The organism is Saccharothrix coeruleofusca (assembly GCF_017876325.1).
GTDB classification, from domain to species: domain Bacteria; phylum Actinomycetota; class Actinomycetes; order Mycobacteriales; family Pseudonocardiaceae; genus Actinosynnema; species Actinosynnema coeruleofuscum.
The window spans coordinates 1,894,220-1,918,428 of record NZ_JAGINV010000001.1 but is presented as its reverse complement, the minus strand read 5'-3'; the positions used below and the strand labels follow the sequence as shown (position 1 = coordinate 1,918,428).

The 24,209-nt window shown below is 71.4% G+C and carries 23 protein-coding genes; 12 read left to right on the top strand and 11 right to left on the bottom strand.

Annotated elements, in window-relative coordinates; genetic code table 11:
- On the bottom strand, positions 1-636 hold the full coding sequence (locus tag JOF41_RS08990; RefSeq protein ID WP_307867331.1) for a TetR family transcriptional regulator: 636 nt from the start codon (positions 634-636) through the stop codon (positions 1-3).
- A 172-nt stretch (positions 637-808) separates the two neighbouring features.
- Between JOF41_RS08990 and JOF41_RS08985 the strand changes: the two genes are divergently transcribed.
- From JOF41_RS08985 to JOF41_RS08950, 8 genes are all read left to right on the top strand, one after another.
- Positions 809-2,152: an MFS transporter gene (locus JOF41_RS08985; RefSeq protein WP_189226824.1), complete on the top strand. Its 1,344-nt coding sequence runs from the start codon at positions 809-811 to the stop codon at positions 2,150-2,152.
- Between the two features lie 35 nt (positions 2,153-2,187).
- Positions 2,188-3,039 (top strand): SGNH/GDSL hydrolase family protein, encoded by an 852-nt coding sequence (locus tag JOF41_RS08980; RefSeq protein ID WP_244989548.1) that lies wholly within the window; start codon positions 2,188-2,190, stop codon positions 3,037-3,039.
- Positions 3,036-4,265 (top strand): serine hydrolase domain-containing protein, encoded by a 1,230-nt coding sequence (locus JOF41_RS08975; RefSeq protein ID WP_209617705.1) that lies wholly within the window; start codon positions 3,036-3,038, stop codon positions 4,263-4,265. Before JOF41_RS08980 ends, JOF41_RS08975 begins: the two co-directional genes overlap by 4 nt.
- Before the next feature lie 451 nt (positions 4,266-4,716).
- Complete coding sequence (gene lanKC, locus JOF41_RS08970; protein ID WP_209617703.1) at positions 4,717-7,335, top strand: class III lanthionine synthetase LanKC; 2,619 nt, start codon at positions 4,717-4,719, stop codon at positions 7,333-7,335.
- 309 nt (positions 7,336-7,644) lie between these two features.
- Positions 7,645-7,758 carry a class III lanthipeptide gene (locus JOF41_RS08965; protein ID WP_189226827.1) on the top strand — a complete coding sequence of 38 codons (114 nt, stop codon included), beginning with the start codon at positions 7,645-7,647 and terminating at the stop codon, positions 7,756-7,758.
- A gap of 124 nt (positions 7,759-7,882) precedes the next feature.
- Complete coding sequence (locus JOF41_RS08960; RefSeq protein ID WP_189226828.1) at positions 7,883-7,990, top strand: class III lanthipeptide; 108 nt, start codon at positions 7,883-7,885, stop codon at positions 7,988-7,990.
- A gap of 70 nt (positions 7,991-8,060) precedes the next feature.
- The gene (locus JOF41_RS08955; protein ID WP_209617701.1) at positions 8,061-9,257 is read left to right on the top strand and encodes an MFS transporter; all 1,197 of its coding nucleotides are present in this window, start codon (positions 8,061-8,063) and stop codon (positions 9,255-9,257) included.
- A complete protein-coding gene (locus tag JOF41_RS08950; protein WP_209617699.1) occupies positions 9,250-10,473 on the top strand; it encodes a GNAT family N-acetyltransferase in 1,224 nt (407 codons plus the stop codon). The genes JOF41_RS08955 and JOF41_RS08950 overlap by 8 nt, the downstream gene beginning before the upstream one ends.
- Before the next feature lie 76 nt (positions 10,474-10,549).
- Here JOF41_RS08950 and JOF41_RS08945 read toward each other — a convergent pair whose 3' ends face one another.
- From JOF41_RS08945 to JOF41_RS08920, 6 genes are all read right to left on the bottom strand, one after another.
- Positions 10,550-11,401 (bottom strand): AraC family transcriptional regulator, encoded by an 852-nt coding sequence (locus JOF41_RS08945; RefSeq protein ID WP_209617697.1) that lies wholly within the window; start codon positions 11,399-11,401, stop codon positions 10,550-10,552.
- Between the two features lie 1,006 nt (positions 11,402-12,407).
- Positions 12,408-12,731 (bottom strand): DUF4387 domain-containing protein, encoded by a 324-nt coding sequence (locus tag JOF41_RS08940; RefSeq protein WP_209617693.1) that lies wholly within the window; start codon positions 12,729-12,731, stop codon positions 12,408-12,410.
- Positions 12,728-14,101, bottom strand: coding sequence for an acyclic terpene utilization AtuA family protein (locus JOF41_RS08935; protein WP_209617690.1), 1,374 nt, complete (start codon positions 14,099-14,101; stop codon positions 12,728-12,730). Before JOF41_RS08935 ends, JOF41_RS08940 begins: the two co-directional genes overlap by 4 nt.
- Complete coding sequence (locus JOF41_RS08930) at positions 14,098-15,192, bottom strand: tartrate dehydrogenase (protein WP_209617686.1); 1,095 nt, start codon at positions 15,190-15,192, stop codon at positions 14,098-14,100. Before JOF41_RS08930 ends, JOF41_RS08935 begins: the two co-directional genes overlap by 4 nt.
- Positions 15,189-16,142, bottom strand: coding sequence for an NAD(P)-dependent oxidoreductase (locus JOF41_RS08925; RefSeq protein ID WP_209617683.1), 954 nt, complete (start codon positions 16,140-16,142; stop codon positions 15,189-15,191). The genes JOF41_RS08930 and JOF41_RS08925 overlap by 4 nt, the downstream gene beginning before the upstream one ends.
- Positions 16,139-17,434, bottom strand: a complete 1,296-nt coding sequence (locus JOF41_RS08920) for an MFS transporter (protein ID WP_209617680.1) — start codon at positions 17,432-17,434, stop codon at positions 16,139-16,141. The genes JOF41_RS08925 and JOF41_RS08920 overlap by 4 nt, the downstream gene beginning before the upstream one ends.
- A gap of 209 nt (positions 17,435-17,643) precedes the next feature.
- On the opposite strand from JOF41_RS08920, the gene JOF41_RS08915 reads away from it, so the two are divergent.
- Genes JOF41_RS08915 through JOF41_RS08905 form a run of 3 tightly spaced genes read left to right on the top strand, consistent with a single transcriptional unit; the run spans position 17,644 to position 19,939 of the window.
- Positions 17,644-18,036: a GntR family transcriptional regulator gene (locus JOF41_RS08915; protein WP_209617677.1), complete on the top strand. Its 393-nt coding sequence runs from the start codon at positions 17,644-17,646 to the stop codon at positions 18,034-18,036.
- The gene (locus JOF41_RS08910) at positions 18,033-18,923 is read left to right on the top strand and encodes an ABC transporter ATP-binding protein (protein WP_189226838.1); all 891 of its coding nucleotides are present in this window, start codon (positions 18,033-18,035) and stop codon (positions 18,921-18,923) included. The genes JOF41_RS08915 and JOF41_RS08910 overlap by 4 nt, the downstream gene beginning before the upstream one ends.
- Complete coding sequence (locus tag JOF41_RS08905) at positions 18,920-19,939, top strand: ABC transporter permease (RefSeq protein WP_209617675.1); 1,020 nt, start codon at positions 18,920-18,922, stop codon at positions 19,937-19,939. The genes JOF41_RS08910 and JOF41_RS08905 overlap by 4 nt, the downstream gene beginning before the upstream one ends.
- 133 nt (positions 19,940-20,072) lie before the next feature.
- Here the strand turns inward: JOF41_RS08905 and JOF41_RS08900 are convergent, their stop codons facing one another.
- The 3 genes from JOF41_RS08900 to JOF41_RS08890 all read right to left on the bottom strand — a co-directional run bounded on the left by JOF41_RS08900 (position 20,073) and on the right by JOF41_RS08890 (position 22,728).
- Positions 20,073-20,906 carry a DJ-1/PfpI family protein gene (locus JOF41_RS08900; RefSeq protein ID WP_229796254.1) on the bottom strand — a complete coding sequence of 278 codons (834 nt, stop codon included), beginning with the start codon at positions 20,904-20,906 and terminating at the stop codon, positions 20,073-20,075.
- A gap of 136 nt (positions 20,907-21,042) precedes the next feature.
- The gene (locus JOF41_RS38175) at positions 21,043-22,062 is read right to left on the bottom strand and encodes a GlxA family transcriptional regulator (protein ID WP_209624094.1); all 1,020 of its coding nucleotides are present in this window, start codon (positions 22,060-22,062) and stop codon (positions 21,043-21,045) included.
- Positions 22,063-22,260: 198 nt separating this feature from the next.
- Positions 22,261-22,728: a MerR family transcriptional regulator gene (locus JOF41_RS08890; RefSeq protein ID WP_209617673.1), complete on the bottom strand. Its 468-nt coding sequence runs from the start codon at positions 22,726-22,728 to the stop codon at positions 22,261-22,263.
- A 93-nt stretch (positions 22,729-22,821) separates the two neighbouring features.
- Here JOF41_RS08890 and JOF41_RS08885 point away from each other — a divergent pair, with 93 nt between their 5' ends.
- Positions 22,822-23,157, top strand: coding sequence for an EthD domain-containing protein (locus JOF41_RS08885; protein ID WP_189226842.1), 336 nt, complete (start codon positions 22,822-22,824; stop codon positions 23,155-23,157).
- Here the strand turns inward: JOF41_RS08885 and JOF41_RS08880 are convergent.
- Positions 23,067-24,143 (bottom strand): helix-turn-helix domain-containing protein, encoded by a 1,077-nt coding sequence (locus tag JOF41_RS08880; protein WP_209617671.1) that lies wholly within the window; start codon positions 24,141-24,143, stop codon positions 23,067-23,069. The two genes, JOF41_RS08885 and JOF41_RS08880, sit on opposite strands and share 91 nt — an antisense overlap.
- Positions 24,144-24,209 lie beyond the last annotated feature (66 nt).

Sequence of the window (24,209 nt, the reverse complement as noted above, 5' to 3'; positions counted from 1 at the left end):
TCAGCTCGTCCCGACCGGCGCGACCAGACCGCCGATCAGGATGTCCACGATCCGGTGGGCCAGCTCGCGCACTTCCGCCGCGGACTGGCCCTCGATCCTGCGGTACCAGGCGTCGACCGCGTTGAGGTTGCTGAGCAGCGTCCTCGTGGCGAGCGAGGCGTCCACCGGGCGGAGGGAGCCGTCGGCGATCCCCTCCTCCACCACGCGGCGGAACATCCGCTCGTAGTCGCCGCGCAGCCCGTTCAGCGCCAGCAGGGCCTCGCGCTGGCGGGCTTTCAGCGCGGTGGACACCTGGCCGCGCACCGCTTGGTGGACGACGTGGTGGTAGGCGAGGTCCTCCATCAGGTTGAGCTCGTGCGCGACCGCCATGGTCACGAGCCGGTCACGACCGCTCCCCCGGCCGTTGACGTGCGGCTCGACCCTCCTGCGCACACGCCCCATGGCTTCCTCGTACACCGCGAGGAAGATGTCGAACTTCGACCGGAAGTGGTAGTAGACCAGCCCCTTGGTGGCGCCGACCTCGCGGGCGATGTCGTCGATCGTGGCGTTGGCGAACCCGTGCGCCATGAAGGCCTCGGCCGCGGCGTCGAGGATCCTGCTCCGCGCGTCGGGCTCCAGCTCGGGACTCGCGCTCACCCGCTCATCCTCCCCTTCCAACCCCGCCGCCACCACGCGCGCCGACGCGGGCGGTTGACACCACAAGTCCTCATACCTACCGTGATACTCCGTAGTATCGCAGGTAGAAGCCTACCTTATTGTCGATCCACCCGGACATCGCACCGAGCTGCCCGATCCGGAAGGGCGTCCGATGACGAACGCTGAAGACCTGGTGCACGAGCTCGCGACGAAGAAGGCCATCACGCGGTTGCTGCCGGTGCTCGGCATCGCCTACTTCATGTCCTACATCGACCGGACCAACGTCGCCCTCGCCAAGACGGCGCTGGCGGCCGACGTCGGCATCAGCGCGGCCGCCTACGGGCTCGGCGCGGGGCTGTTCTTCGTCAGCTACGCCCTGCTCGAAGTGCCGAGCAACCTGGTCCTGTACCGCGTCGGCGCCCGCGTGTGGATCACCCGCATCGCGGTGACGTGGGGCGCGGTGTCCGCCGCCATGATGTTCGTGCGGGACGAGCTGTCGTTCTACCTGCTGCGGTTGCTGCTCGGAGCCGCGGAAGCCGGCCTGTTCCCCGCCATGATGTACATGGTCACGCTGTGGTTCTCCCAGAAGCACCGGGTGACGATCGTGGGCCTGATCTACACCGCGCCCTGCGTCGCGATCTTCCTCGGCTCGCCCATGGGCGGCGCGCTGATGAACCTGGACGGGCTGGCGGGCCTGCGCGGGTGGCAGTGGATGTTCCTGGTCGAGGGCCTGGTCACGATCGCCGTCGGGGTGCTGGTCTGGTTCGCCCTGCCCGGACGCCCCGCCGACGCCCGGTGGCTCACGCCGCAGGAGGCCGCCGAGTTGACCGCGCGGGCCGTGGGGCGCGACGCGCCGTCGCCGAACCGGGTGCGGGGCAACCTGCGCCGGGCGTTCGGCCGCCCGACGGTGCTCGCCCTCGCCGGGATCTACTTCGTCAACCAGGCCATCGGCTCCGGTGTCGGCTTCAACTTCCCGGCGCTGCTGCAGTCGCTCGGCCTGCAGAGCCCCTTCCTCATCGGCCTGGTGGCGGGCAGCGGTGGCATCTCCGGCCTGGCGGGCGTGCTGTTCTTCCCGTGGCTCAAGCGCCGCTTCGGTCGCGAAGTCCCGCTGATCGGCGTGTGCGCGGGCGCGGTGCTGGTCATCATGGTCGGCTTCCTCCTGTCCACCAACCCGGTGGTCAGCGTCGGCCTGATCTTCATCACCAACTTCTTCGCCCTCGGCACCCTGCCGCTGTTCTGGTCGGTCGCCATGTCCCGGATGTCGGGTCTGATGGCCGCGGCGGGCCTGGCCTTCATCAACACCGTCGGCATCACCGGCGGCTTCGTCGGACCGTACGCCTACGGCCTCATCGAGGAGGCCACCGGCAGCCTCGTCGCGCCCTACTACGCGATCGTCGCCGCCGCGGCCGTCGGGCTGGCCCTGGTGCCGCTGCTCTGGTTGGCGATCCGCCGGGAAGCGGCGGGCTCGGGCGACGCCGCCCCACAGGAGCGCTCCACCACGCTGCGCGCGGTGTAGCGCGGATACCGTCCACGCAGGAGGAGATCAACGTCATGGGGAATGCGGTTTCCAAGTTACGGCGGCGAATGGCGGCGAGCGCGGTGCTGCTGGTGGCGGCGGTCGTCGGGCCGCCGTCGGCGGCGGCGGACGAACAGCTGCGGTACGTGGCGCTGGGCGACTCGTCGGCCGCGGGACCGCTGATCCCGAACCAGATCGACACCACGTGCGGTCGTTCCGACCGGGGCTGGCCGCAGGTGCTGGCAGGCCGCCTCGGCGCCGAGCTGGCCAACGTGACCTGCTCGGCGGCCACCACGAACGACCTCACGGGTCGCCAGTACGGGATCGTCCCACCGCAGTTCGACGCGCTGCGCCCGGACACCGGCCTGGTCACCCTCGCGATCGCGGCCAACGACATCGACCTGAGTTCGGCGTTCACCGCCTGCGCCAGCTCCGGCACCCCCACCGGACCGACCTGCCAGGAGCGCTACACGGTGGACGGGGTCGACCAGTTCGTCGCCCGCATCGAGGCGACCGCGCCGAAGGTGGGCGCCGCGCTGGAGGAGATCCACCGCCGTTCCCCGGACGCCGACGTGGTGGTGGTCGGGTACCTGACGTACTGGCGCCCCGGTGGCTGCTACCCCACCGACCCGTTCACCGCCGTGGACGCGGACTACCTGCAGACCACGTTCGACCGCCTGATGGCGATGCTGGCCGACCAGGCGTCCCGGCACGGGGCGTCCTATGTGGACATCCGCACGCCCAGCGCCGACCACGGCCTGTGCGAGCCGCCCGAGCGCCGCTGGCTGGAGGGCCTGGTCCCGGCTTCCCCGGCCTACCCCTACCACCCCAACGCCGCGGGCATGGCCGAGGCGGCCGCGATCATCGGCGCAGCGGTGGCCCGATGAGCGGTGGGCTCGGCTTCGACCGCGCGCGGCTCGACCGCCTCGACCGGCACTTCGCGCGCTACGTCGAGGACGGCAGGCTGGCCGGGTGGCAGCTGGCGATCACCAGGCGCGGTGCGACGGCCCACCTGTCTTCCTGCGGCTTCCGGGACCGCGAAGCGGGCTCGCCCGTCGCGGACGACACGCTGTGGCGCGTCTACTCGATGACCAAGCCGATCGCCTCGGTGGCCGCGATGACCCTGTGGGAGGAGGGCGCGTTCGCCCTCACCGACCCGGTCAGCCGCTGGATACCCTCGTTCGCCGACGTCCGGGTCTACCACCGGGGCTCGGTCGACGACGTGGTGACGGTCCCGGCGATCGAGCCGGTGCGGGTGTGGCACCTGCTCACCCACACCTCCGGTCTGACGGCGGGGTTCCTGCGCACGTCGGTGGTCGACGCCCTGTACCGCCGCGCGGGCTACGACATGGGCTCCCCCGAGGGAACCACCCTGGCCTCGCTGTGCGACGACCTCGCCCGGCTGCCGCTGCTGTTCCAGCCGGGCACCGCGTGGGGCTACGGCGCCTCCACCGACGTGCTGGGCAGGCTCGTCGAGATCTGGAGCGGGCAGAGCCTGGACGCCGCGATCGCCGACCGCGTGACCCGGCCGCTGGGCATGGCCGACACGGTCTGGCACGCCGACGACGCGCGTGCCGACCGACTGGCCGCGCTGTACGTCCCCGACCCGGTGACCGGGCTCGCCGTGCGGGCGGACGCCATCGGCGACCGGGCGCTCAGCCCGCCCGCCGTGCTGTCCGCGGGCGGAGGGATGCTGTCGACGCTGCCGGACTACGTGCGGTTCACCCGGATGCTCGCGGGCGGGGGCGAGCTGGACGGCGTCCGGGTGCTCGCGCCGCGGACGCTGCGGCTGATGACCGCCAACCACCTCGCCGCCGACCTGCGGGCGCTGTCGACCGGCGGGTTCACCAACGCGGTCTTCGACGGCGTGGGCTTCGGGCTCGGCTTCGCCGTCGTGGTGGACCCCGTCAAGGCGCGCACCGCGACCAGCCCCGGTGAGCACCACTGGGGCGGCGCGGCGGGCACGGTGTTCTGGGTGGACCCGGTGGAGGAGCTGACCGTCGTGTTCATGACGCAGCTGCTCCACCTCGCGGGCTCCCACCTGGTGCCGTCGGAGGCGCACCCGATCAGGGCGCGGCTCCGCCAGCTCGTCTACAGCGCACTGGTGGCCTGAGGGCGGCGTGGTGCGCTCCAGCAGTCGCACGCGGACGACCGCGATTCCCGACGCGGCGCGAGCCGAGTGCGCCCACTCCTGCTCCACCGCGCTCCGAATCCACACGCGAAAGGTGGCCGATCGGACAACGCACCGCGCCGCATTGGCGCCTGCCGTTGTCCACGATGAACGGCCCCAGCCGGACGGGGCAGCGCGCGCAATATCGGCCATGCACTGCGCAAGGTCGGTCAACCAACTGCTTGCCGTATAGAACTAATCTTTTCCCAGAGGGAGTTCCTGGACCGGACAGCCACAGCGAAGGGGAACCGCAGCGAGCCGGCCGGGGCCGCGGAAGCGGGGCGGGAATCGGGCCGCGCCCGACAGGAAACGGGTTTCCGCACAATCGACCGGACCGCACCACGAGCGGTTCCGGGTGCCACGTCCACGGCAACGCGACAGGTGTGGTGCGCAAATGGAAGACTACGTCTGGTACTGCCAAGCAGGCCAAGATTTCTACGATCACCCCGGATCCGGCGAGGCGGCCCGCTTCGCTCTCGTCGAGCGCGACGAGCCCGACGACTGGCGGAAGGCGAACGAGGGCTCCTGGACCTTCTTCCAGCCAGTGGGCGCCGAGTTGGCGGAGCAAGGCTGGAAAGTGCACGTCTCGGTCACCGCGGCGGACGCCGAGGAGACGATCGACATCGTGGCCAAGCACTGCTTCGCGCACCGCACCCCGTTCAAGGTGCTGACCGACCCGCGGACGCACCTGCGCATGAACGGCAAGTACGCCCCCAGGGGCAGCAGCGGGAAGCTGATCACCATCTACCCCGCTACGCGGGCGGCGCTGCGCTGCGCGCTCGACGAGCTGGACATCGCCCTGGAGGGTCGGAGAGGACCATACGTGCTCAGCGACCTGCGCTGGCGCGAGGGCCCTCTCTACGTGCGCTACGGCGCATTCAAGAAAATGCACACGGTCGATGAGCGGGGACGCCGGGTGCTCGCGCTGCGCGGACCGGACGGCAATTTTGTCCCGGACGTCCGCGGGCCTTCCTTCCGCCCCCCGTCGTGGGTGGAGCTGCCGGATTTCCTGGCCGAGCAGCAGCACGCGGCCACCGCCACCCCGGCGGTCATGCCCTACGTCACCAGGAAAGCGCTCCACTTCTCGAACGGAGGTGGAATCTACCTGGCCGCCGATCCGGTCACGGGCGAACCCGTCGTGCTCCGCGAAGCCCGCCCCCTCGCCGGGTTGGACGGCGCGGGCGACGACGCCGTGGCGCGTTTGCAGCGCGAAGCGGAGACGCTGCGGGAACTCGGCGATCTCGACTTCGTGCCCACCTTCAAAGGTACTTTCGTGTGCTGGGAACACCACTTCCTGGCACAGGAGCACATTGAAGGGCAGACGCTGTGGGACTTCCTCGCCACTCGCAATCCGGCGGTCCGCGGCGCTTCCGGTCCGGACGACTTCGCAGCTTACGCGCGCACCGTGTCGGACATCCTCGACCGAATCGAGCACGCCATTTCCGCCATCCACGACCGCGGTTACGTGTACGGCGATCTGCACCCGCGCAACGTGCTGGTGCGCCCCGACGGCCGCATCGCGCTGGTGGACTTCGAAGTGGCCTACCGACCGGGGGTGGACCCGGAACCGACGATCGCCTGTCCCGGATTCGTCGCCAAGCACGCCCAGTCCGGCAGGTCGCGGGACACCTACGCGCTCGACTGCCTGCGCGTGGCGGCCTTCCTGCCGTTGACGCAGATGCTGGACCTGGACGCGGGCAAGGCGCAGGAGCTGCCCGAAGCGGTGGCCGAGCTGTTCCCGGTTCGCCACCTGATGACGGCAGCGCTGGTCGAGCGGCTGCGCCCGGCCTCGGCACGGGAGGCCGCCGGGCCTCGGCACGGCGGCGAGTTCGCCGCCGCGGCGCGGAACCCCGGCGGGGCGGGGATGCGGGCCCTGCTGGACTCCATGACCCGCGCCATCGCGGCCTCCGCCACACCCCGGCGGGCGGATCGCCTGTTCCCCGGCGACCCCAAGGCGCTGGAGGACGGTGGGTACACCCTGGCGCACGGCGCGGCGGGAGTGCTGTACGCGCTGCACTCGACCGGCCAACCCGTTGACCGGTCCCACGTGGCGTGGCTCTCGTCGGCGACCCGCCGCGTGCCGGCCCGCGCGGGGTTGTGGGACGGGTTGCACGGCGCCGCCCTCGTCCTGCACGGTCTGGGGCACGAGCGGGAAGCGTGCGAAGCCCTGGACAGGGCGGCCCCGGCGGCGCGGGCCGTCACCTCCCCTGCCCTCTACGACGGGCTGGCGGGCATCGCCCTGGCACTGCGCTACATGGCCGTGGCCACCGGGGACCCCCACTGGCGCAGCGCGCTGGACGCGGTCACCGACCGGCTCGCGGGCACCGTGTCGGCCCTCGACGGGGACGCCAGGGCCTCCGAGGACGACGCGAGGAGCGGGCTGATGCACGGCTTCACGGGTGCGGCCCTGTTCTTCCTCCGCCGTCATCAGGACACGCGGGACGACGCGTACCTGGACGTGGCGCTGCGCGCGCTGGAGATCGACCTCGAGCGCTGCCGCCTCCGCGACAGCGGAGAGGTCGTCATGGCCCAGGGCGCCCGGCTGATGCCGTACCTGGGCATCGGCAGCGGCGGGCTGGTGGAGGCGATCGACCTCTACCTGCGGCACGTGCCCGACGAGCGCCTCGCGGCGTGGCGGACCGGGATTCTCCGCGCCTGCGAGGTCCCCTTCACCATCGAACCGGGGCTGCTCATGGGCCGGGCCGGACTGATGATGACGATGGCCGCGCACGCCGCGTCGCCGGGGTCGACGGACGCCCTCGCAAGCCACGTCCGGCGACTGGCCTGGCACGCCGTGCCCCGCGACGGCGGCCCCGGCGCGGGCAGGACCGTGGCTTTCCCCGGTCACCGCTTGTTGCGCTTGTCGATGGACCTGGCCAGCGGCACCGCGGGCGTCCTGCTGGCGCTGCACAGCAGCGCCCGTGCGGCACAGCCCGCGGCCCACCCGGCGGGGGGCACCGCGACCTGGCGCGAATCGACCGGTCTGCCGCTGACCGCGGCGCAGCCGCGCTGACGGCTGCCCAGACGTCCGGGACAAGGGGTCCCGGAGATGAACAGGAGCAGGAGGAACACGTGAACCCCATCCTCGAGCTGCAGGAGCTGCCCACCCCCGCGATGGACGTCGTCCCCGAGCTGGAGCTGACGAGCACGATCAGCCTGGAGTGCACCCACCTCGTGGAGCTGTGACGGCCGTTCCGCGAACCGGCGGGCCTGGGACCGGTGCGCCTCGAAGGCACACCGCCACGGTCGCGCTGACGCCACCGGAACTCCCGGGACGGCCCCTGGAAACGACCAGAGAAGACGAAACAGGGAGGAAGATCAGATGAACACCGTTCTCGAACTGCAGGAGCTGCCCACCCCGGCGGTCGACGCCGCCGCCGAGCTGGAGCTGAGCAGCACCTTCAGCAACCACTGCACCGGCTTCATCGCGGAGTGACGACCTCCGCCCGGCGGGCGCGCGATCGCGCGCCCGCCGCGAGGGGGCACGCCACCGCGGCCACTCCGGCGGCTGCCGGGTGTTCCCGGTACCAGCTGAACGACCAGCTACGTCAGGAGAGCAGATGAACAACGTTCTCGAACTGCAGGAGCTGCCCGCGCAGGCGGTCGACGCCGAACTGGAACTGCCGAGCGTCATCAGCCTCCACTGCACCGGCTTGATCGGGGCGTAGCGGGCACGGCCGCTCCCCGGCGGTGGCGCACGCACCACCGGGGAGCGGCACCCGGATCGGAGGAGTTGCCGTGGCGGTAGTGAGCCTGCGCCACAACCACGTCTACCAACGGCTGTGGATCTCCCACACGCTGTCGCTCATCGGCACGCTGGCGTCGTTCGTCTCGCTGCCGCTGCTGATCCTGGACTCCTTCCACAGTCCGGCCGCGGTCGGGCTGGTGAGCTTCGTCGGGGCCGCGACGCTGCTGCTCGTGATGCCGTGGACCGGCCTGCTCGTGGACAGGACGGGCTGGCGGGCGGTGATGGTCGCCTGCGACCTGCTCCGCGCCACCGCGCTGGCCCTGCTGGCCGCCGCGATCGCGGGCGATCGGCTCACCTTCGCCCTGGTGCTCGCCGTCACGGTGGCCAACAGCGCGTTGAGCGTCCCCTTCCTGTCCGCCACCGGGGCCGCCTTGCGCGCGTCCGTCGAAGCCGGGCAACTGCCCGCGGCCCTCGCCCTGAACCAGGGGCGGACCGCGGTCGTCGGCATCCTGGGACCGGTGGGCGGTGCGGCGCTCTACGACGACTCGACCGCGCTCCCCTTCGCCGTGGACGCGCTTTCGTTCCTCCTCTCGGCGCTCTGCGTGTGCACGCTGCGCACCGGGGCCCGCACACCAGCGGGCAAACCGGGGTTTGGGTGGCGGGACCTCGGCGCGGGCTGGCGCTTCCTGCGCGGCCACCCCTTCCTGCGCTACATGGCGCTGAACATCTGCGTCACCGACTTCAGCTTCAACGGTCTGGTCCTGGTGCTCGTGGTCACCTCGTCCGCCGAGGGCAACGCGATGGGCGCGGGGGTGATCATGGCGGCCTCCGGCGCGGGCAACGCGCTGGGCAGCGCTTTGGCCGTGCCGGTCATGCGGTGGGCGCGTTCCCGTGAACCGGTGGTCCTGTCGGTGTGGACCACCGCCGCCACGGCCGCGGCCGTGGCGGCGCAGGCCGGAATGCCTTGGAGCGCGCTCCTGCTGGGGATCGCGTGCCTGGCCGCCTCCATCGTCGCGGTCATCACGAACACGACGATCCTGCGGGAAACGCCCGCGCACCTGCTGGGCCGGGTGCAGACCATCTTCCAGACAGCGCCCCGCCTGGTCGCCGCGGGTGGGTCCTCCTGCGCCGGAGTCCTGTTGACCTTCCTCCCCGTCCAAGTCGTCCTGCCCGCGTTCGCCGTGCCGCTGGCGGCGCTGGCTCTGCACACCACGAGCACCAGGGCACTGCGAGCGGTCCATGAGTGACCCCGGAGGCCCGCAGGCGCGGGTGACCACCCGCCTCCTCGAACCCCATGAGCACAGAGCGGCCCTGGACCTCTTCCGGGACAGTCACCACCAACCGCCCGCCACCGACGCCGACTGGTCGGTGCTGCGGGACTCTTTGGAGCCTTCCGGCGTGCGTGGCGCGTTCAGCGGCGGCCGACTGGTCGGTATGCACCAGAGCGTGCTCGGCGACGTCGTCGTCCCCGGTGGTGCACGGGTGCCTGTGGTCCTCCACCACCGCTTCGCGGTCCGCAGCGGTCACACGCGGCGGGGCGTGGGGACCTCGCTGATGACGGCGGCGCTGCGAAGCGCCCAGGCCCCGCTCGCGATGCTCCGGGCGAGCGAAGGGGGCATCTACGGGCGTTTCGGCTTCGCCGTGGGGACCCGCGGCCGGGACCTGGTGATCGACCGGCACCGCGCTCGCCTGTCCCCCCACGTGCCCGCGAGCCACCACACGTGCGCGTCGAGCCCGCGCGAGCTCGTCCAACGCCTCCCCCAGCTGTACGAGGAGACCCGAGGGAGGTCGGGAACGGTGAGCAGACCGCCGTGGTACGAGGCGTTGTACGGGTACGAACTCGCCTGCGCTGGGCTGTTCGGCAGGGTGATCGTCCACAGAGGCCCGACGGGTGAGGACGGGTTCGCCCGCTACGTCGTGCGCCGCGTCGCGGCGGAGACCGCGGCGGCGCGGGTCGTGCTGCAGGTGGACGACATGCACTACCGCTCGTCGCAGGCGTGGGCGGGGCTGTGGCGTGCCCTGCTGGGGGTGGAGCTCGTGGACGAGGTGCGCGTCCGGCTGCGACCGCTCGACGAGCCGGTGGAGTGGTTGTTCACCGATCCCAGGGTGTGCCGGACCAGCGCGGTCCACGACGAGACGTGGTTGCGCCTGACCGATGTCGGCTCCGCGCTCCGCGCCCGCCACTTCGGCGGTTGCGACAGCGTCGTGATCGGGGTGGAGGACGCGCTGCTGCCCACCAACTCCGGCTGCTACCACGTCAGCGGTGAGGAGGTCGGCGGCACGCGGGCCTCCGCGCAGATCTCCGGTCCCGTGGCGGCGTGGTCCGCCGCCTACCTCGGCGTGGTCAAGCCATCGGCGCTGGCGGCGGCCGGGGCTCTGCGCGTGCACGAACCGCGTGCGCTGGAAGCGGCCGACCGGCTCTTCGCCACCGGTTCGGAACCGTGGAGCGGCACCTTCATCTGAGGGTGCCGCTCCAGCGCCGCACCGGGAGGTCGCGCGGATCGGCGTGTCGAATCGGGCTCCTGACGCTCCCGCGCTCTCAGTCGCCCGCGTTCTCCTGTGCCCGCTTCCGGTACTGCGAGGGCGAGCACCCGACCCACTTGCGGAAGACCCTGGCGAAGTTCTCCGGGGTCTGGAAGCCGCATCGCCTGCCGACCTGGGAGATCGGTTCGGCGTCCACCGCGAGCAGGTGCCGCGCGGTGCTGACCCGCATCCGCGTCAGGTACTGCAGCGGTGTCTCGCCCGTGGACTCGGAGAACTGGCGCAGGAAGTGGTACCGGCTGACCCCGGCGGACCCGGCCAGCTGGTCGAGCGTGATGTTCTCCTGCAGGTTGTCCTTCATGTAGTCGACGACCGTCAGCAACTGGGCCGGGCTGAGCCCCCCGGCGCTCTGCGGTTCGGCGGTGTGCGGCGAGATCAGGCAGGTCACCAAGTACAACGACGCGCTGTAGGCGTAGTAATCGCCCGCCCCGTTCTCCTTCGCCCGGACCAGTGCGGACAACACCGACGCCAAGTGGGTGTCCAGCGATCGCAGGGCGTTCAGCGCTAAGATTTCCTGGACAGCGTCCGCGCAGCCCGTTCGTGCGAATCGCTCGAAAATCCCGGTGGGGAGTCGAACGTATCCGAGTTCGAAGGGTAAATTCCTCGGCGGCACCCGGCGGACCCGGACCAGACTGCCCGGCGCGATCCGGCACACCTCGCCCTGCATCACCGTGCTGTGCTGCCAGCAACTTCCGTCCCAGCACTCCACCTGACACGCCCCGGACAAGGGGGTGATGATGGCGAGCCACTCGTCCGACACCCGGTACAGCAGATTCTTGCGCCCGACCGGGGCGGCCTGCCGTTCGGCCGTCATCGATTTCCACGACAAAACTTCGTCTACCGCAGTCATGTGATGCACCATGTGGGTCAGGCCCCTGGCACGGGACCGGGTCGGTCAACGACGGTGATCAGCAAACGGGGGCGTGACGGCGGGTCCACCCAGGTCAGATGGATTCTGCTACCGGAAGCCGCTCAGGCGGCCCGGCGCGGGGAGGCGGCGGGTCCTCCGCGGGGTCAATGGCGAGCGACCCGACGGCGGTAGTCGTGAACAATGACCCGCCCCGGCCTCCGGAACACTCGCGACCAAGGCGTCGAGCACAGGTGAGGAAATCGACCGCGTTCAGCAGGAAAACGCGTGGGCACAGATTGCACCTTCCGTGGTCCGAGGTGGCCGGTCAACCTGGGAACGGGGGGGAACGTGATATCCCGCTCACCTCCCCCGTGCTCCGCAAGCACTTTTCGTGACAACGCTACCACGTAAGGTGACCACACAGCACACAATACTTGAGAGTAACTCGGGTGTCCGCCGCGTCGAGCGCTCGCGCACCACCCGGAACGGTCACCGCGGCCTCGGCCGCTTCGAAAACCGCACGGCCGCCCCGCGGAGATCGCGGATTCGACGGCCTGCAATCGTCACCGCGCGGTGGGCGTCCTCGCGTGGTGATCACGCGGAATGGACGCGGGCCGTTCACAGGCGCACGGAGGAGGTCGCGCCACCGCAGGCACGAGCGTGCTGAGGACTGCCGCGGGAACCGCGCACCTCTGCGATATCGCAGGCCATATCGCGCGGACGGGCAGCAGCCGGAGCGGCGAGATCGCCGACCGCCGGGGCGTCCACGAACACCCTCTCCCGCACCGAAGCGGTGCGGGAGAGGGTGAGCCGGGTGACGCCGGCGCGGACGGGTCCCCGCCGGGCGGGGACGGCGGGGACACCGGACGCGCCGGGGAGCACGACTGGTACCTGCTCAGCTGCCCTGCGCGCGGAATTCCTCACCGGGCAAGTGAACCGCCCGAACGGGCAGCAGTTCCACATCAACTGCCCGGAAAGCGCGGCGGTGTGCCCGTTTGGACACCGCTCAGCAGTTGTTCTCGGGCACGGCGAGCACCGCCAGCGGCACGTGGTGCTGCCCGGCGTGGATGTCGCGGTCCCTCAAGCCGCCCTGGGGGACCGGGCGCGGGTAGGAGATCTTGACGACGTTGAGCGACGGGATGCGGAAGATCCGCACGTCGGCGGCGGGCACGTCGTAGAGCTGCTCGATCAGCCGCTCGTTGATGAACGCCTCGTCCGCGACCACCGCGTACCCGGCCTCGTCGCGCATGAACAGCTCCATGGTGACCCAGAACGGCCCCGCGTTCTTCGAGCGGACCTCGATGGCGAGGTCCTGCAGCGTCGCGGTCATCGCAGTCCGCCTTTCCGGATGGTGGTGCGGAACATCGAGGTGGGGGTCTGGGAGTCCACGACGTGGTTGAGGACGAACTCGTACACCGGGCCGCGCTCGGTCTCCGCGGGCGAGGTGGCGAAGGCCAGGCTGGGCAGGTAGGGCATGTCCGGTGTGGGCAGGTGGAGCATGAGCGGGTTGGCGATCTTCGCGACGGCGGTCGCGGTGGTCTGGTCGGCCGCGTGCACCAGGAGCATCACCCCGACCTCTCGGGCGGGGTGGGTGGCGGGGTCGAGGTCGCCGAGGATCGCGTTGTGGCCGTAGAGGCGGATGTCGAAGTCGTACTCGCCCTCGGTCAGCCCGAGCGTCTGGCCGACCCGGTCCACCAGCACCTTCCCCAGCAGCGCCGCCCACTGCTCGATGTTGGCGAGGATGTGCGGGTCGCGGATGGCGGTGAAAGACATCGTCTCGTAGCCGGTGACGCGGGCGCCTTCGAGCTTGACGGTGTGCTGCTCGGCGGGTTCGAACACCGACCCCTCCACGCGGACGACGCGGTGGTCGATCGCGCGGTAGGTGGCGTTGCTGACGTCGAGGGTGCCCGCGGGCTCCCGCATCCGGTACGGGTCCGCGGTCTCGTACAGCATGTGCGCGGCCACCGAGGTCGGGGTGCACGCCGCCTCGGGGTCCAGCGGTTCGATGGTGAACCCGGTCCGGTCGACCACCGCGAACACGCCGCCCGCGCGCGGGTTGGTGGTGCACTGCCCGCCGCACTCGACGATCTTCGCCGCGTGCCAGGTCGGTCCCGGCGGCATCCCCCTCATCAGGGGCAGCGCGGCGGCGACGGCGGTGTCGGTGGCGCGCCCGGCCAGCACCACGTCGGCGCCCGCGCGCAGCGCGGCCTCGATGGGCTCGTGCCCCATCATCCCGACGACGCGGGCGCAGCCGTCGATGGTCTCCTCGGTCAGCGGGCCCAGCGGCGGCAGCGGGTGCACAGCCCCCTCGGCGAGCCGCCGCTTGAGGTAGCCGGGGTCCTGCTCGCTGTAGATGGTGGCGACGGTGAGGTCCAGCCCTTCCTCGGCCAGGATCGCGGCGGTCAGGTCCGCGACCCAGTCCACACCGCTGTCGGCGCCGCTGGTGCCGCACGACCCCACGATCAGCGGGATGCCCGCCTGCGCCGCCGCGCGCAGCAGGATGCGCAAGTCCCGCGACACGGCCGCGGCGGTGGTCTTCGGCATGCCGGAACCGAGGTAGTAGGGGCCGGAGTCGGTCGAGCCGCCGTCGACGGCGATGACGTCGGCGCCCAGCGCGAGTCCGCGATCGACCGTCTCCTGGCTGAAACCCGCGCCGATCATGCCCGCGGGCACCAGAATCCGCACCGAGTCGTCGTTCATTGGTCGCTCCTAGCGTTGCTTCGGGCTGCGGGGGCGGGGCTCGGCAGTGCCGCGACGACGGCGTCGGCGAACTCGGTGGTCGAGGCGGTGCCGCCGAGGTCGGGCGTGCGGACCGAGCCCTCGGCGAGCACCGCCTCGATGGCGTGCCGCAGCGCGGCCGACGCCTCGGCCTCGCCGAGGTGGTCCAGCATCATCGCCGCGGACCACAGCGAGCCGAGCGGGTTCGCGACGCCCTTGCCCGCGATGTCGGGCGCGGACCCGTGCACGGGTTCGAACATCGACGGGAACCGCCGCTCCGGGTTGAGGTTCGCCGCGGGGGCGACGCCGATGCCGCCCGCGATCGCGGCGGCGAGGTCGCTGAGGACGTCGCCGAACAGGTTCGACCCGACGATCACGTCGAAGTCCCCCGGCCGCAGGACGAGCTTGGCCGCCAGGGCGTCGATGTGCTCCTGCCGCCACCCGACGCCGGGGAACCGGGCGGCCCGCTCCCGTACGACCTCGTCCCAGAACGGCATGGTGTGCACGATCCCGTTGGACTTGGTCGCCGAGGTCACGTGGCCGCCCCTGGTGCGGGCCAACTCGAAGGCGTAGTCGACCACGCGGGTGACCCCGGCGCGGGTGAACACGGCTTCCTGCACGGCCATCTCCTCGGGGAAGCCGCGGTTGAGCCTGCCGCCGATCTCGCTGTACTCCCCCTCGACGTTCTCGCGGACCACGACCAGGTCCACCGGGGACGACAGCCGCAGCGGGCTGGGCAGGCCGGGCACCACCTTGACGGGGCGCAGGTTGACGTACTGCCGGAACCCCCGGCGGATCGGGATGAGCAGGCCCCACAGCGACACGTGGTCGGGAACCCCCGGACTGCCGACGGCGCCCAGCAGGATCGCGTCGTGCCCGGTGATGTGGTCCAGCCCGTCGGGCGGCATCATCGCGCCGGTCGCCTCGTAGCGCGCGCAGGACCAGTCGAACTCGTCGTAGGCGAGGGAGAACCCGCCGCGTCGGCCCAGTGCGTCCAGCGCCTTGAGCGCGGGCGGGATCACCTCGTTCCCGATCCCGTCGCCGGGGATCACGGCGATGCGGTAGGTGGTCATGGGGTTTCTCCGTTGGTGGGGTGGTTGACCGGCGTGCGTGGTTCGCCGCGCAGCGCGGCGAGCAGTTCGCGGGCCGCGCCGAGCGCCGCCGCCCGGCGGGATTCGGCGGTCTGCCCGGCCATGTGTGGGTAGACGGTGATGCCCTCCATCCCGCGCAGCGGGCTGTCCGGGGGCAGCGGCTCCGTCCCGACCACGTCCAGGACGGCTCCGGCGATCCGGCCGCCGCGCACCGCGTCGGCGAGCGCGAGCTCGTCGACGATCTGGCCGCGCGCGGTGTTGACCAGGACGGCCTCCGGTTTCATCAGGGCGAGCGCGTCGGCGTCGAGCAGGTGGCGCGTGCGGGGCGTCAGCGCGGTGTGCAGCGACACGTAGTCCGACTCGCGCAGCAGGTGGGGCAGCGCGACGAACTCGATGTCCACTTCGGACCGGTCGGGGTGGTTCGTGGTGCACAGCAACCGCATCCCGAACGCCCGCGCGAGTCGTGCCACCGCTCGGGCCGAGGGGCCGTAACCGACCAGGCCGAGCGTCGCGCCGCGCAGCTCGTGACCGCTGCGCCGGGGCCACGAGCCCGCCCGCACCCCCACCGCCGAGGTGACCAGCCCGCGCGCGGCGACCAGCAGCAGGCCCATCGTGTACTCGGCGACGGCGTTGCTGTTGATCCCCGGCAGGTTGCTGACGCGGATGCCGAGCCGGGTGGCGGCGGCGACGTCCACCGAGTCGTACCCGACACCCGAGCGCACGACCGCCCGCAGCGTGGTGGCCTGTTGGAGCACTTCGGCGGTCAGCGGGTCGTTCGCCACGATCGCCCCGGTCGTGCCGCGCAGTGCCGCCACGAGGTCGTCGCCGCGGGCGCCGACGACGTAGCGGGTCCGATGCCCGGCGCGGGTGAGGAGCGCGTCGGCCTCGTCACCGGGACGGGAGTAGTCCGTCGTGATCAGGATTTCGCTCATGTCCCCTCGCTCACAGTGCGGCGCTGCGCCGAGGCACGGCGCTGAATGGCGTCGATGCGCAGCACGACCGCGATCGCGAGCACCGCCAGCAGCGCGGCGTCGACCAGCATGAAGCGCCAGCCGTTGAGGTCGACCATCGCGCCGACCGCCGCGGGGCCGAGTGACCCGCCGGTCGCCCAGCCGACCGTGTAGAGCCCGGTGTAGGCGCCGAGCACCTTCGACGAGGGGGCGAGGTTCCACAGGACCACCGCGCCGTTGATGACGAAGGCCGCGCCGCCGACCGCCGTGACGCACAACGCCGCCACGGTCACGGCGGCCGTCTGCACCGCGGTCGCGGCAGTCAGGGCCACCACGAGCAGCGCCATGCCCGCCGCCATCACCCGCAGCCGCCCCAACCGCTCCGACAGCAGCGCCAGCGGGTAGGCCGCGAGCAGGAACGCCACACCGCTGGGCAGCGTCAGCCCACCCGCGCTACCCCTGGACAGCCCGAGCACCTCCATGCCGTAGTTGGTCATCAGCGAGCGCGAAGCCGCCCACGCGCCGCCGAACAGCAGGACCGCGAGGACCACCAGCAGCCTGCTGCGGTCGCGGTCGCGGAGGATGTCGAGCACCACCTCGCGCAGCCGCGTTCCGCTCCGGGCTCCCGGCGGGGCCTGCCGCTCCTCGGCCACCGCCGCCTGGTAGGCGGGCGAGGTGCTGTCGCGCACCCGCAGCACCAGCACGGCGGCCGCGACGAGCATCAGCGCCGACGGCACCGAGAACGCCAGCTCCGGGTGGCTGTCCACGAGCAGGACGCTGATCAGCGCCGACACGATGACGGTGAGGCTGGAGGCGATCTTCACCGCGGCGTTGGCGCGGCTGCGGCGCGCGGGCCGGATGAAGTCCGGCAGCAGCGCCTCCCCGATCGGTTTGAAGCTGTTGGCCACCAAGGCGTAGGAGAACATCAGCACGACCAGCGCGGGCAGGGACGAGGCGAGCGGGATCGTGGCGAACAGGACCGCGGCCAGCGGCATCCCCACGGCCAGGTAGGGAATCCGCCTGCCCCAGCGGGTGCGCGTGTTGTCCGAGCGGTTGCCCATCCAGGGCTGGATGAACACGCCCAGCGCGTTGTCCATCCCCATCATCAGGCCGATCAGCGCCGCGTTGGCGACGTGCTGGGCCAGCAGCGGCGGGACCTGCGCCTCGTAGAAGTTCCACGTCGACTCCTGGGCGAACACCGCGAGAGCCACGAAGAAGGTGATGCGGCGTCCTCGGTGCCCCTTGATGGGGACACCGGTGTCCGCTGTGGTCATGGCAAGTCCTCCGGAGAGTCGCGGGCCGCCTCGTCGCGACGCGCCGAAGTCACCGTAGTGATGCTATAGCAAAACGGTCAATAGTCTCTCGTTAGGTTGCTATTGCATTCTGCGGGAACCAACCCCACAGCGGAACCGCGGACGACGGCGTTGTCCACCGCACATCCATATGTCTATAGTGCTAGGTAGCTAGTTAAATGGAGGAAGGCGTGATCGAGTTCTACCTGGACAGCGGGTCCGGCCTGTCGCCGTACCAGCAGATCGTCCAACAGGTCCGCCACGCCCTGCGGCTCGGACTGCTGCGCGAAGGCGACCAGATGCCGAAGGTCAAGGACGTCGCCGCACAGCTGGCGATCAACCCGAACACGGTGCTCAAGGCGTACCGCGAACTGGAGAACACGGGGCTGGTCTCCGCCCGCCCCGGCGTCGGCACCTTCGTCTCGGCGACCCTGCCCGGCGTGACGCCAGCGGTGCTCAGCCCGCTGCGCCGCGACCTGCGGCGCTGGATCGCCAAAGCCCGGCTGGCCGGGCTGGATGACGAGGGCATCACCGCGCTGATCGCGGACACCTTTCGGGAGACGACGACGGAGGACATAGCGTGACCGCAGTACTACGAGCCAGGGGACTGGGCAAGAGGTACCGGCAGCAGTGGGCGCTGTCGGACTGCGCGCTGGACATCCCGGCGGGCCGGGTGGTCGGCCTGGTCGGCCCCAACGGCGCGGGCAAGTCCACCCTGCTCAGCCTGGCGGCCGGGATGAACACCCCCACCACGGGCGAGATCGAGGTGTGCGGCGGGAAGCCGGGCAGCGGGCCGGACCAGCTGGCCAAGGTCGGTTTCGTCGCCCAGGACACCCCCACCTACCCCGGCCTGACCATCGCCGAGCACCTGCGCCTGGGCGCCGCGCTCAACCCCCGCTGGGACGCCGCCCTGGCGCGGAAGCGCGTCGAGCGGCTGGGCCTGGACCCCAAGAAACGGGCCGGGCAGCTCTCCGGCGGCCAGCGGGCCCAGCTCGCGCTGACCATCGGCATCGCCAAGCGCCCCGAACTGCTGCTGCTGGACGAACCGGTCGCCGCGCTCGACCCGCTGGCCCGGCGCGGGTTCCTCCAGGACCTGATGGAGACCGTCGCCGAGCAGGGCGTCAGCGTGGTGCTCTCCTCCCACCTGGTCACCGACGTCGAGCGGGTCTGCGACTACCTGATCACCCTGGTCTCCTCGCGCGTGGTCCTCGCCGGGGACATCGAGGACCTGCTCGCCGCTCACCACCGGCTCACCGGGCCGCGGCGCGATCCCGCGACCCTGCCCGCCGACCAGCACGTCATCACGGCCAGCCACACCGACCGGCAGACCACGCTGCTGGTGCGCGCGGAGTCGCCGATCATCGACCCCGCCTGGACGGTGGGCAAGGTCGGGCTCGAAGACCTCGTCCTGGCCTACTTGGAATCGCCCGACGCCGCGACGCCGCGCCCCGCCCTGGAGGTCCTCCGGTGACCTGGTTGACCCTGCGCCAGTTCCGCCTTTCCGCCATCTCGGTGGCCGCGCTGCTCACCGTCGTCGCCGCCGTGCTGGTGGTCGTCGGCAGGCCGATCGCCTCGCCGGAGCCCCCTGGGCTCACCCCCGACTACAGCACCTACTACTACATGGCGATCATCGCCCTCTACCTCCTCCCCGCCATCATCGGCGCGTTCTGGGGCGCGCCGATGATCAGCCGCGAGGTGGAGAACGGCACCCACCGGTTGGTGTGGAACCAGAGCGTCACGCGCACCCGCTGGTTGCTCAACAAGATGGGCATCGGCGCTCTGGCCGCGGTGGTCGCCATGGGGCTGCTCAGCGTGCTCGTCATGTGGTGGTCGAGCCCCATCGACACCATCGCCACCGAGAACGGCCCCGCGGGCCTGCCGATCGCTCCCATGGTCTTCGGCGCCAGGGGCGTGGTGCCCCTCGCCTACGCCGTCTTCGCCTTCGCCCTCGGCATCACCGCGAGCGCCCTGCTGCGCCGCACGGTCCCGGCCATCGCGGTCACCCTCGTGGTCTTCACCGCCTTCCAGGTGATGACCCTGAACCTGGTCCGCCCCAACCTGATCCCGCCCGTGCGGGAGACCCACCACTTCGCCTCCGGCACCTCGCTCTTCCACTACGCGGGCAGCGAGTCCCCGTACCAGCTGCGGGTGCCGGACCCCACCCACTCCTGGGTCCTGGAGCAGCAGACCGTGGACCGGGCGGGCAACCCCGTGCAGTTCCCGGCCTGGTTCGGGGGCTGCGTGTTCCCCGACGTCTCCACGGACAACCTGGGCGCGCGGAGGACTCCGGAGACGGCGGAGGAGTCCGTGAAGAGGCGGGACGAGTGCTTCGACCGCCTCAACGCCGAGGGGTACCAGCAGCTCGTCAGCCACCACCCGAACAGCCGCTTCTGGGCTCTGCAGGGGGCGGAAAGCGCTTTCTACCTGGTTTTGGCCGCCCTGCTGGCCTGGTTCGCCCTGCATTGGACCCGCCGCCGCATCAGCTGAACGGGATTACCTCCCCACGGCGTCGCGCGACGCCGTGGGGACGTGCTGCCACCGCTTGGATCAGCGTGGGGTGAGGCCGGTGGCGCGTGGTTGGACCACTCCGCGCCGACTGCTCCCAGTGGTCGGGCGGACGTCACGCCGACAGCGCTTTCATCACCTTCTCGACGACGGCCGCCGGAGCTGAGTCCGGGGAGCCCGCGTCGTACGGCGGTTCCGGCGCGTACTCGACGAGGAGCTGGACTTCCCGGGCGACGTCGTCGCCCGCGATCAGGCCGGCCAGGGTCAGCGCCATGTCGATGCCCGCGGACACGCCCGCCGCGGTCGCGTAGTGGCCGTCGATGACGACCCGCTCCTTCGACGGTGTGACACCGAATTCGGCGAGCAGGTCGAGTACGGCCCAGTGGGTGGTCGCCCGGCGGCCGCGCAGGACGCCCGCGGCGGCGAGAATGAGGGCCCCGGTGCAGCTGGAGGTCGTCCACGCACTGGTCTTGTCCACCGTCCGCAGCCACTCGTGCAACCTGCCGTTGAACATCTGGTTCATCTGTCCCGGACCCCCGCCGACGAGCACCACGTCGGGTTCGGTCACATCGGCGAGGGTCGCCACGACGTTGACCGCCAGGCTGCCCAGGTCGTTGCGGACCAGGGCCGGCTCCTCGGCGACGAAGACGACTTCCGCGTCCGGGAGGCGGCCGAGGATCTCGTAGGGGCCGATGACATCCAACGAGGTGAACCCGGGGTAGAGCACGATGGCTGCCAGCATGTCGGCGCCTCTCCGATTTTTCGGCGCTCGATGACGTTCGTCGTCGAGCTGGGTAATCGTCGGGTGGGTGTCGGGCATGGCGCGCACCCTGAACACCGCGTGCACCAGGTCCGACGTCAGGACTTCGGCGAGCGCGCCCCGCCTGATCGCAAGCGTAGGGGCGGTCGGGTGCACCCCCTGTGCCGTGCAGACCAAAAAATCTGCCATCCGGTGGGGCTGGGGAGGCGCCCCTGTCCCCCACTGCGTCGGCAAGTACTACCCGACGGGGTGGGAGGGCCGGTAACTACTACCCGAGGTGGTGAGAGCGGGGCCGGGTGAGACGTTGTGGGGGCGGCAAGGTGGGTCAGCGCCGGACCGAGATGCGCGGTACTCGCGGCTGTCGGGGATCGGAGCCGACCGACGAGGAGTTGGCGAACACGCGGCGGTATTCCGTGGGCGAGATGTCGAGTTCGCGCAGGAAGGCGCGACGCATCGCCTCCGGAGTCCCGTACCCGCAGCGGCGCGCGATGCGGATCACCCCGTCACGGGTGTCGGTCAGCATGCGCTGCGCCGCCTCCAGGCGGAGGAGGTCCACGTAGCGTCCGGGGGTCACCCCGACCTGCTCGGTGAACGCGCGGGCGAACTGGCGGGTGGACAGGCCCGCGCGTTGCGCCATCGCGGGGACCGACAGGTCGGCCGCGGGGTTCGCGGCGGCCCAGTCCTGGACTTCGCGGAGCGGGTCCGAGCGGGCGACCTGGGCCGAGAGCTGCACGCTGAACTGCGCCTGGTTTCCGGGCCTGCGCATGAAGACCACCAGGAGCCTGGCGATCTCGTGCGCCACCGCGCGACCGAAGTCCTCCTCGACCAGGGCGATGGCGAGGTCCACCCCCGCGGTGACGCCCGCCGACGTGGCGATCGGGCCGTCCCGGACGAAGATGGGCGTCGAGTCCACCCGCACCCGCGGGTACATGCCCGCGAGGTAAGCGCATGCCTCCCAGTGGGTCGTCGCCCGGCGGCCGTCGAGCAGTCCGGCCTCGGCCAGGAGGAACGCCCCGGTGCACACCGACACCACTCGCTTCAGGCCGGGAGCGCGCTCGCGCAGCCACGTCACGAGCCCGGCGTCGGCGTGCTCCACGCCCGGCCCACCCGGCACCAGGAGCAGGTCGGGGTCTTCGACACCGGTCAGGTCGAAATCGGGGACCAGCCGCAGCCCGCCGGCGGATCGGACCGCCCCGCCGCCGAGCGAAGCCGTGCGGACGACGTAGGGAGGTGCCTCCTCGGTGCCGGCGAAGCGCGCCGCCACCGAGAACACGTCCAAGGGGCCCGCCACGTCCAGGGGTTGCACGCCGTCGAACAGGACGACGAGCACCGATCGCGTGCTCACCCCGGCGACACCGGCACCGCGGGAATCGTTGGTCACACGGCGGAGGCTACTGAACCTCCCCGATGCGGCTCACCGCCCGCGCAGCGGCACGTCCGGCGGGCGGGCGAGTTCGGCGTGTTGCCCATCCGGTAGCCGAACCGCCACCCCCACCATGCGTCGGCAAGTACTACCCGAGGCTCTCGTGCGGGCCGGTAACCGCTACCCGGCGTCTCGGACGCCCGCTCCATGGCCGTGTGGGGAGACCCGGGTGGTGAACTCAGGGGTCCTGCGCGTTCGACTCGCGACTTCCGCCTCCTGCCCGCCTTCTCCCGCGTTCGCCAGGAAGGCTCGGTTGACCTCGATCAGGTGGTCGAGCGTCGCCCTGGCGGCGGCCAGGTCGTCGATCGCGGCGGAAAGTCGCGCCCGTTCCCGGTCCATGGCGGCAAGGGCGAGCCGGGCCCGGTCCGCGTTGGGTTCCGCCATGCAGGGAACCATCCGGGCGATGGTCCTGCTGGGCATCCCGGCGGCCAGGAACGTCCGGATCATCCCCACCCGCTGAACGTGCTCCTCGTCGTAGCACCGCTGGCCGCTGGGCGATCTCGTGCTGGCCAGCAGGCCCTGCTCCTCGTAGTAGCGCAGCAGTCGGCGGCTCACCCCCGTGCGCGCGGACAGCTCACCGATCCTCATTCCCACCCCTTGTGCACCCGGTCACAGCGACTTGCTCTTCACATCGATGTGAGCGTTTAGGTTCCCGGCAGGCGCGACGCAGAGGAGAAGCACGTGATCAAGTTCGCCTTCCTGATCAACCGCGTCGACGGGATGTCCTTCGAGGAGTTCGTCGACCACCACCGGAATCGGCACGCCCCGCTGTTCACCTCCATTCCGGAAGCACGGCGGTACGTGCGGAAGTACACCGTTTCCCACCCCGTCCCGGCGGCGGCCTACCCCGCTCCCGCCTACGACGGCCTGACCGAGATCTGGTTCGAGAACTGGGCGGACCACGACGCCTTCTTCGCCTCCGAGAACTACCGGGAGCGGGTGAGCCCGGACGAGGGCAGGTTCATCGACCTGGCCTCGGTGCGGGTGCTGGTCACCGAGGAGACCGCGGTGATCTGAGCGCCGCCGGGGCCGATCCGCGAGCGGAAGGTGCGGCGGTAGGTGTCCGGGGGCACGCCGACCGTGCGGTTGAAGTGCCTGCGCAACGTCGTCGCGGTGCCCATACCGGTGGCCTCCGCGATGGCGTCCACGCTGTCGTCGGTGGTCTCCAGCAGTTCCTGGGCGTGGCGGACCCGCTGGGTGAGCAGCCACCGCAGCGGGGTGGTGCCGGTCACCGAGCGGAAGTGGCGGCCGAGGTGGCGCGGGCTCATCCGGGCCTGGCGGGCCAGGTCCGCCACGGTCAGCGGGCGGTCCAGCCGGGCAAGCACCCAGGAGAGCAACCCGGCCAGCGGGTGGTCGTCCGCCGAGGGCACCGGGGTGGTGACGAACTGGGCCTGTCCGCCGTCCCGGTGCGGTGGCACGACCAGGCGGCGGGCGACCGCGTTGGCCACCGCGGACCCGCGGTCGAGCCGGACGAGGTGCAGGCACAGGTCCATGGCCGCGGCCTTGCCCGCCGAGGTGAGCACGCTGCCGCTGTCCACGTACAGCACGTCGGGGTCCACCTCCACGCGCGGGTAGCGGGCGGCCAGGGCCTCGGTGTGCGCCCAGTGCGTCGTCGCCCGCTTCCCGTCCAGCAGGCCCGCGGCGGCCAGTACGAACGCGCCCGTGCACAGGGAGGCCACGCGGGCGCCCGCCTCGTGGGCCGCGCGCACCGCGTCGACCAGGTCGGCGGGCGGGTCCACGTCGACGTCGGCCCAGCCGGGGACGATCACGGTGCGGGCGCGCGGGAGGTGGTCCAGGCCGTGGTCGGGCTCCAGCCGGAACCTGTCCAGCCGCAGGTCGCCCTGACCGCAGACCACGAGGTCGTACCAGGGGCCGGGCACGGTCGCGGGCCGCGCCCCGAACACCTCGTGCGCCAGGGACAGCTCGAAGTGGAGCATCCCGCCGGTGACGGCCAGGGCGACTGCGTGCGCGTCCGGGTGCATGTCCGGAAGTGTACGGATCATGGCGTTCCGGACACTCGTGACGAGCGCCGAGTCCAGTCAGGATGATCACAGCGGATCACCGCGACG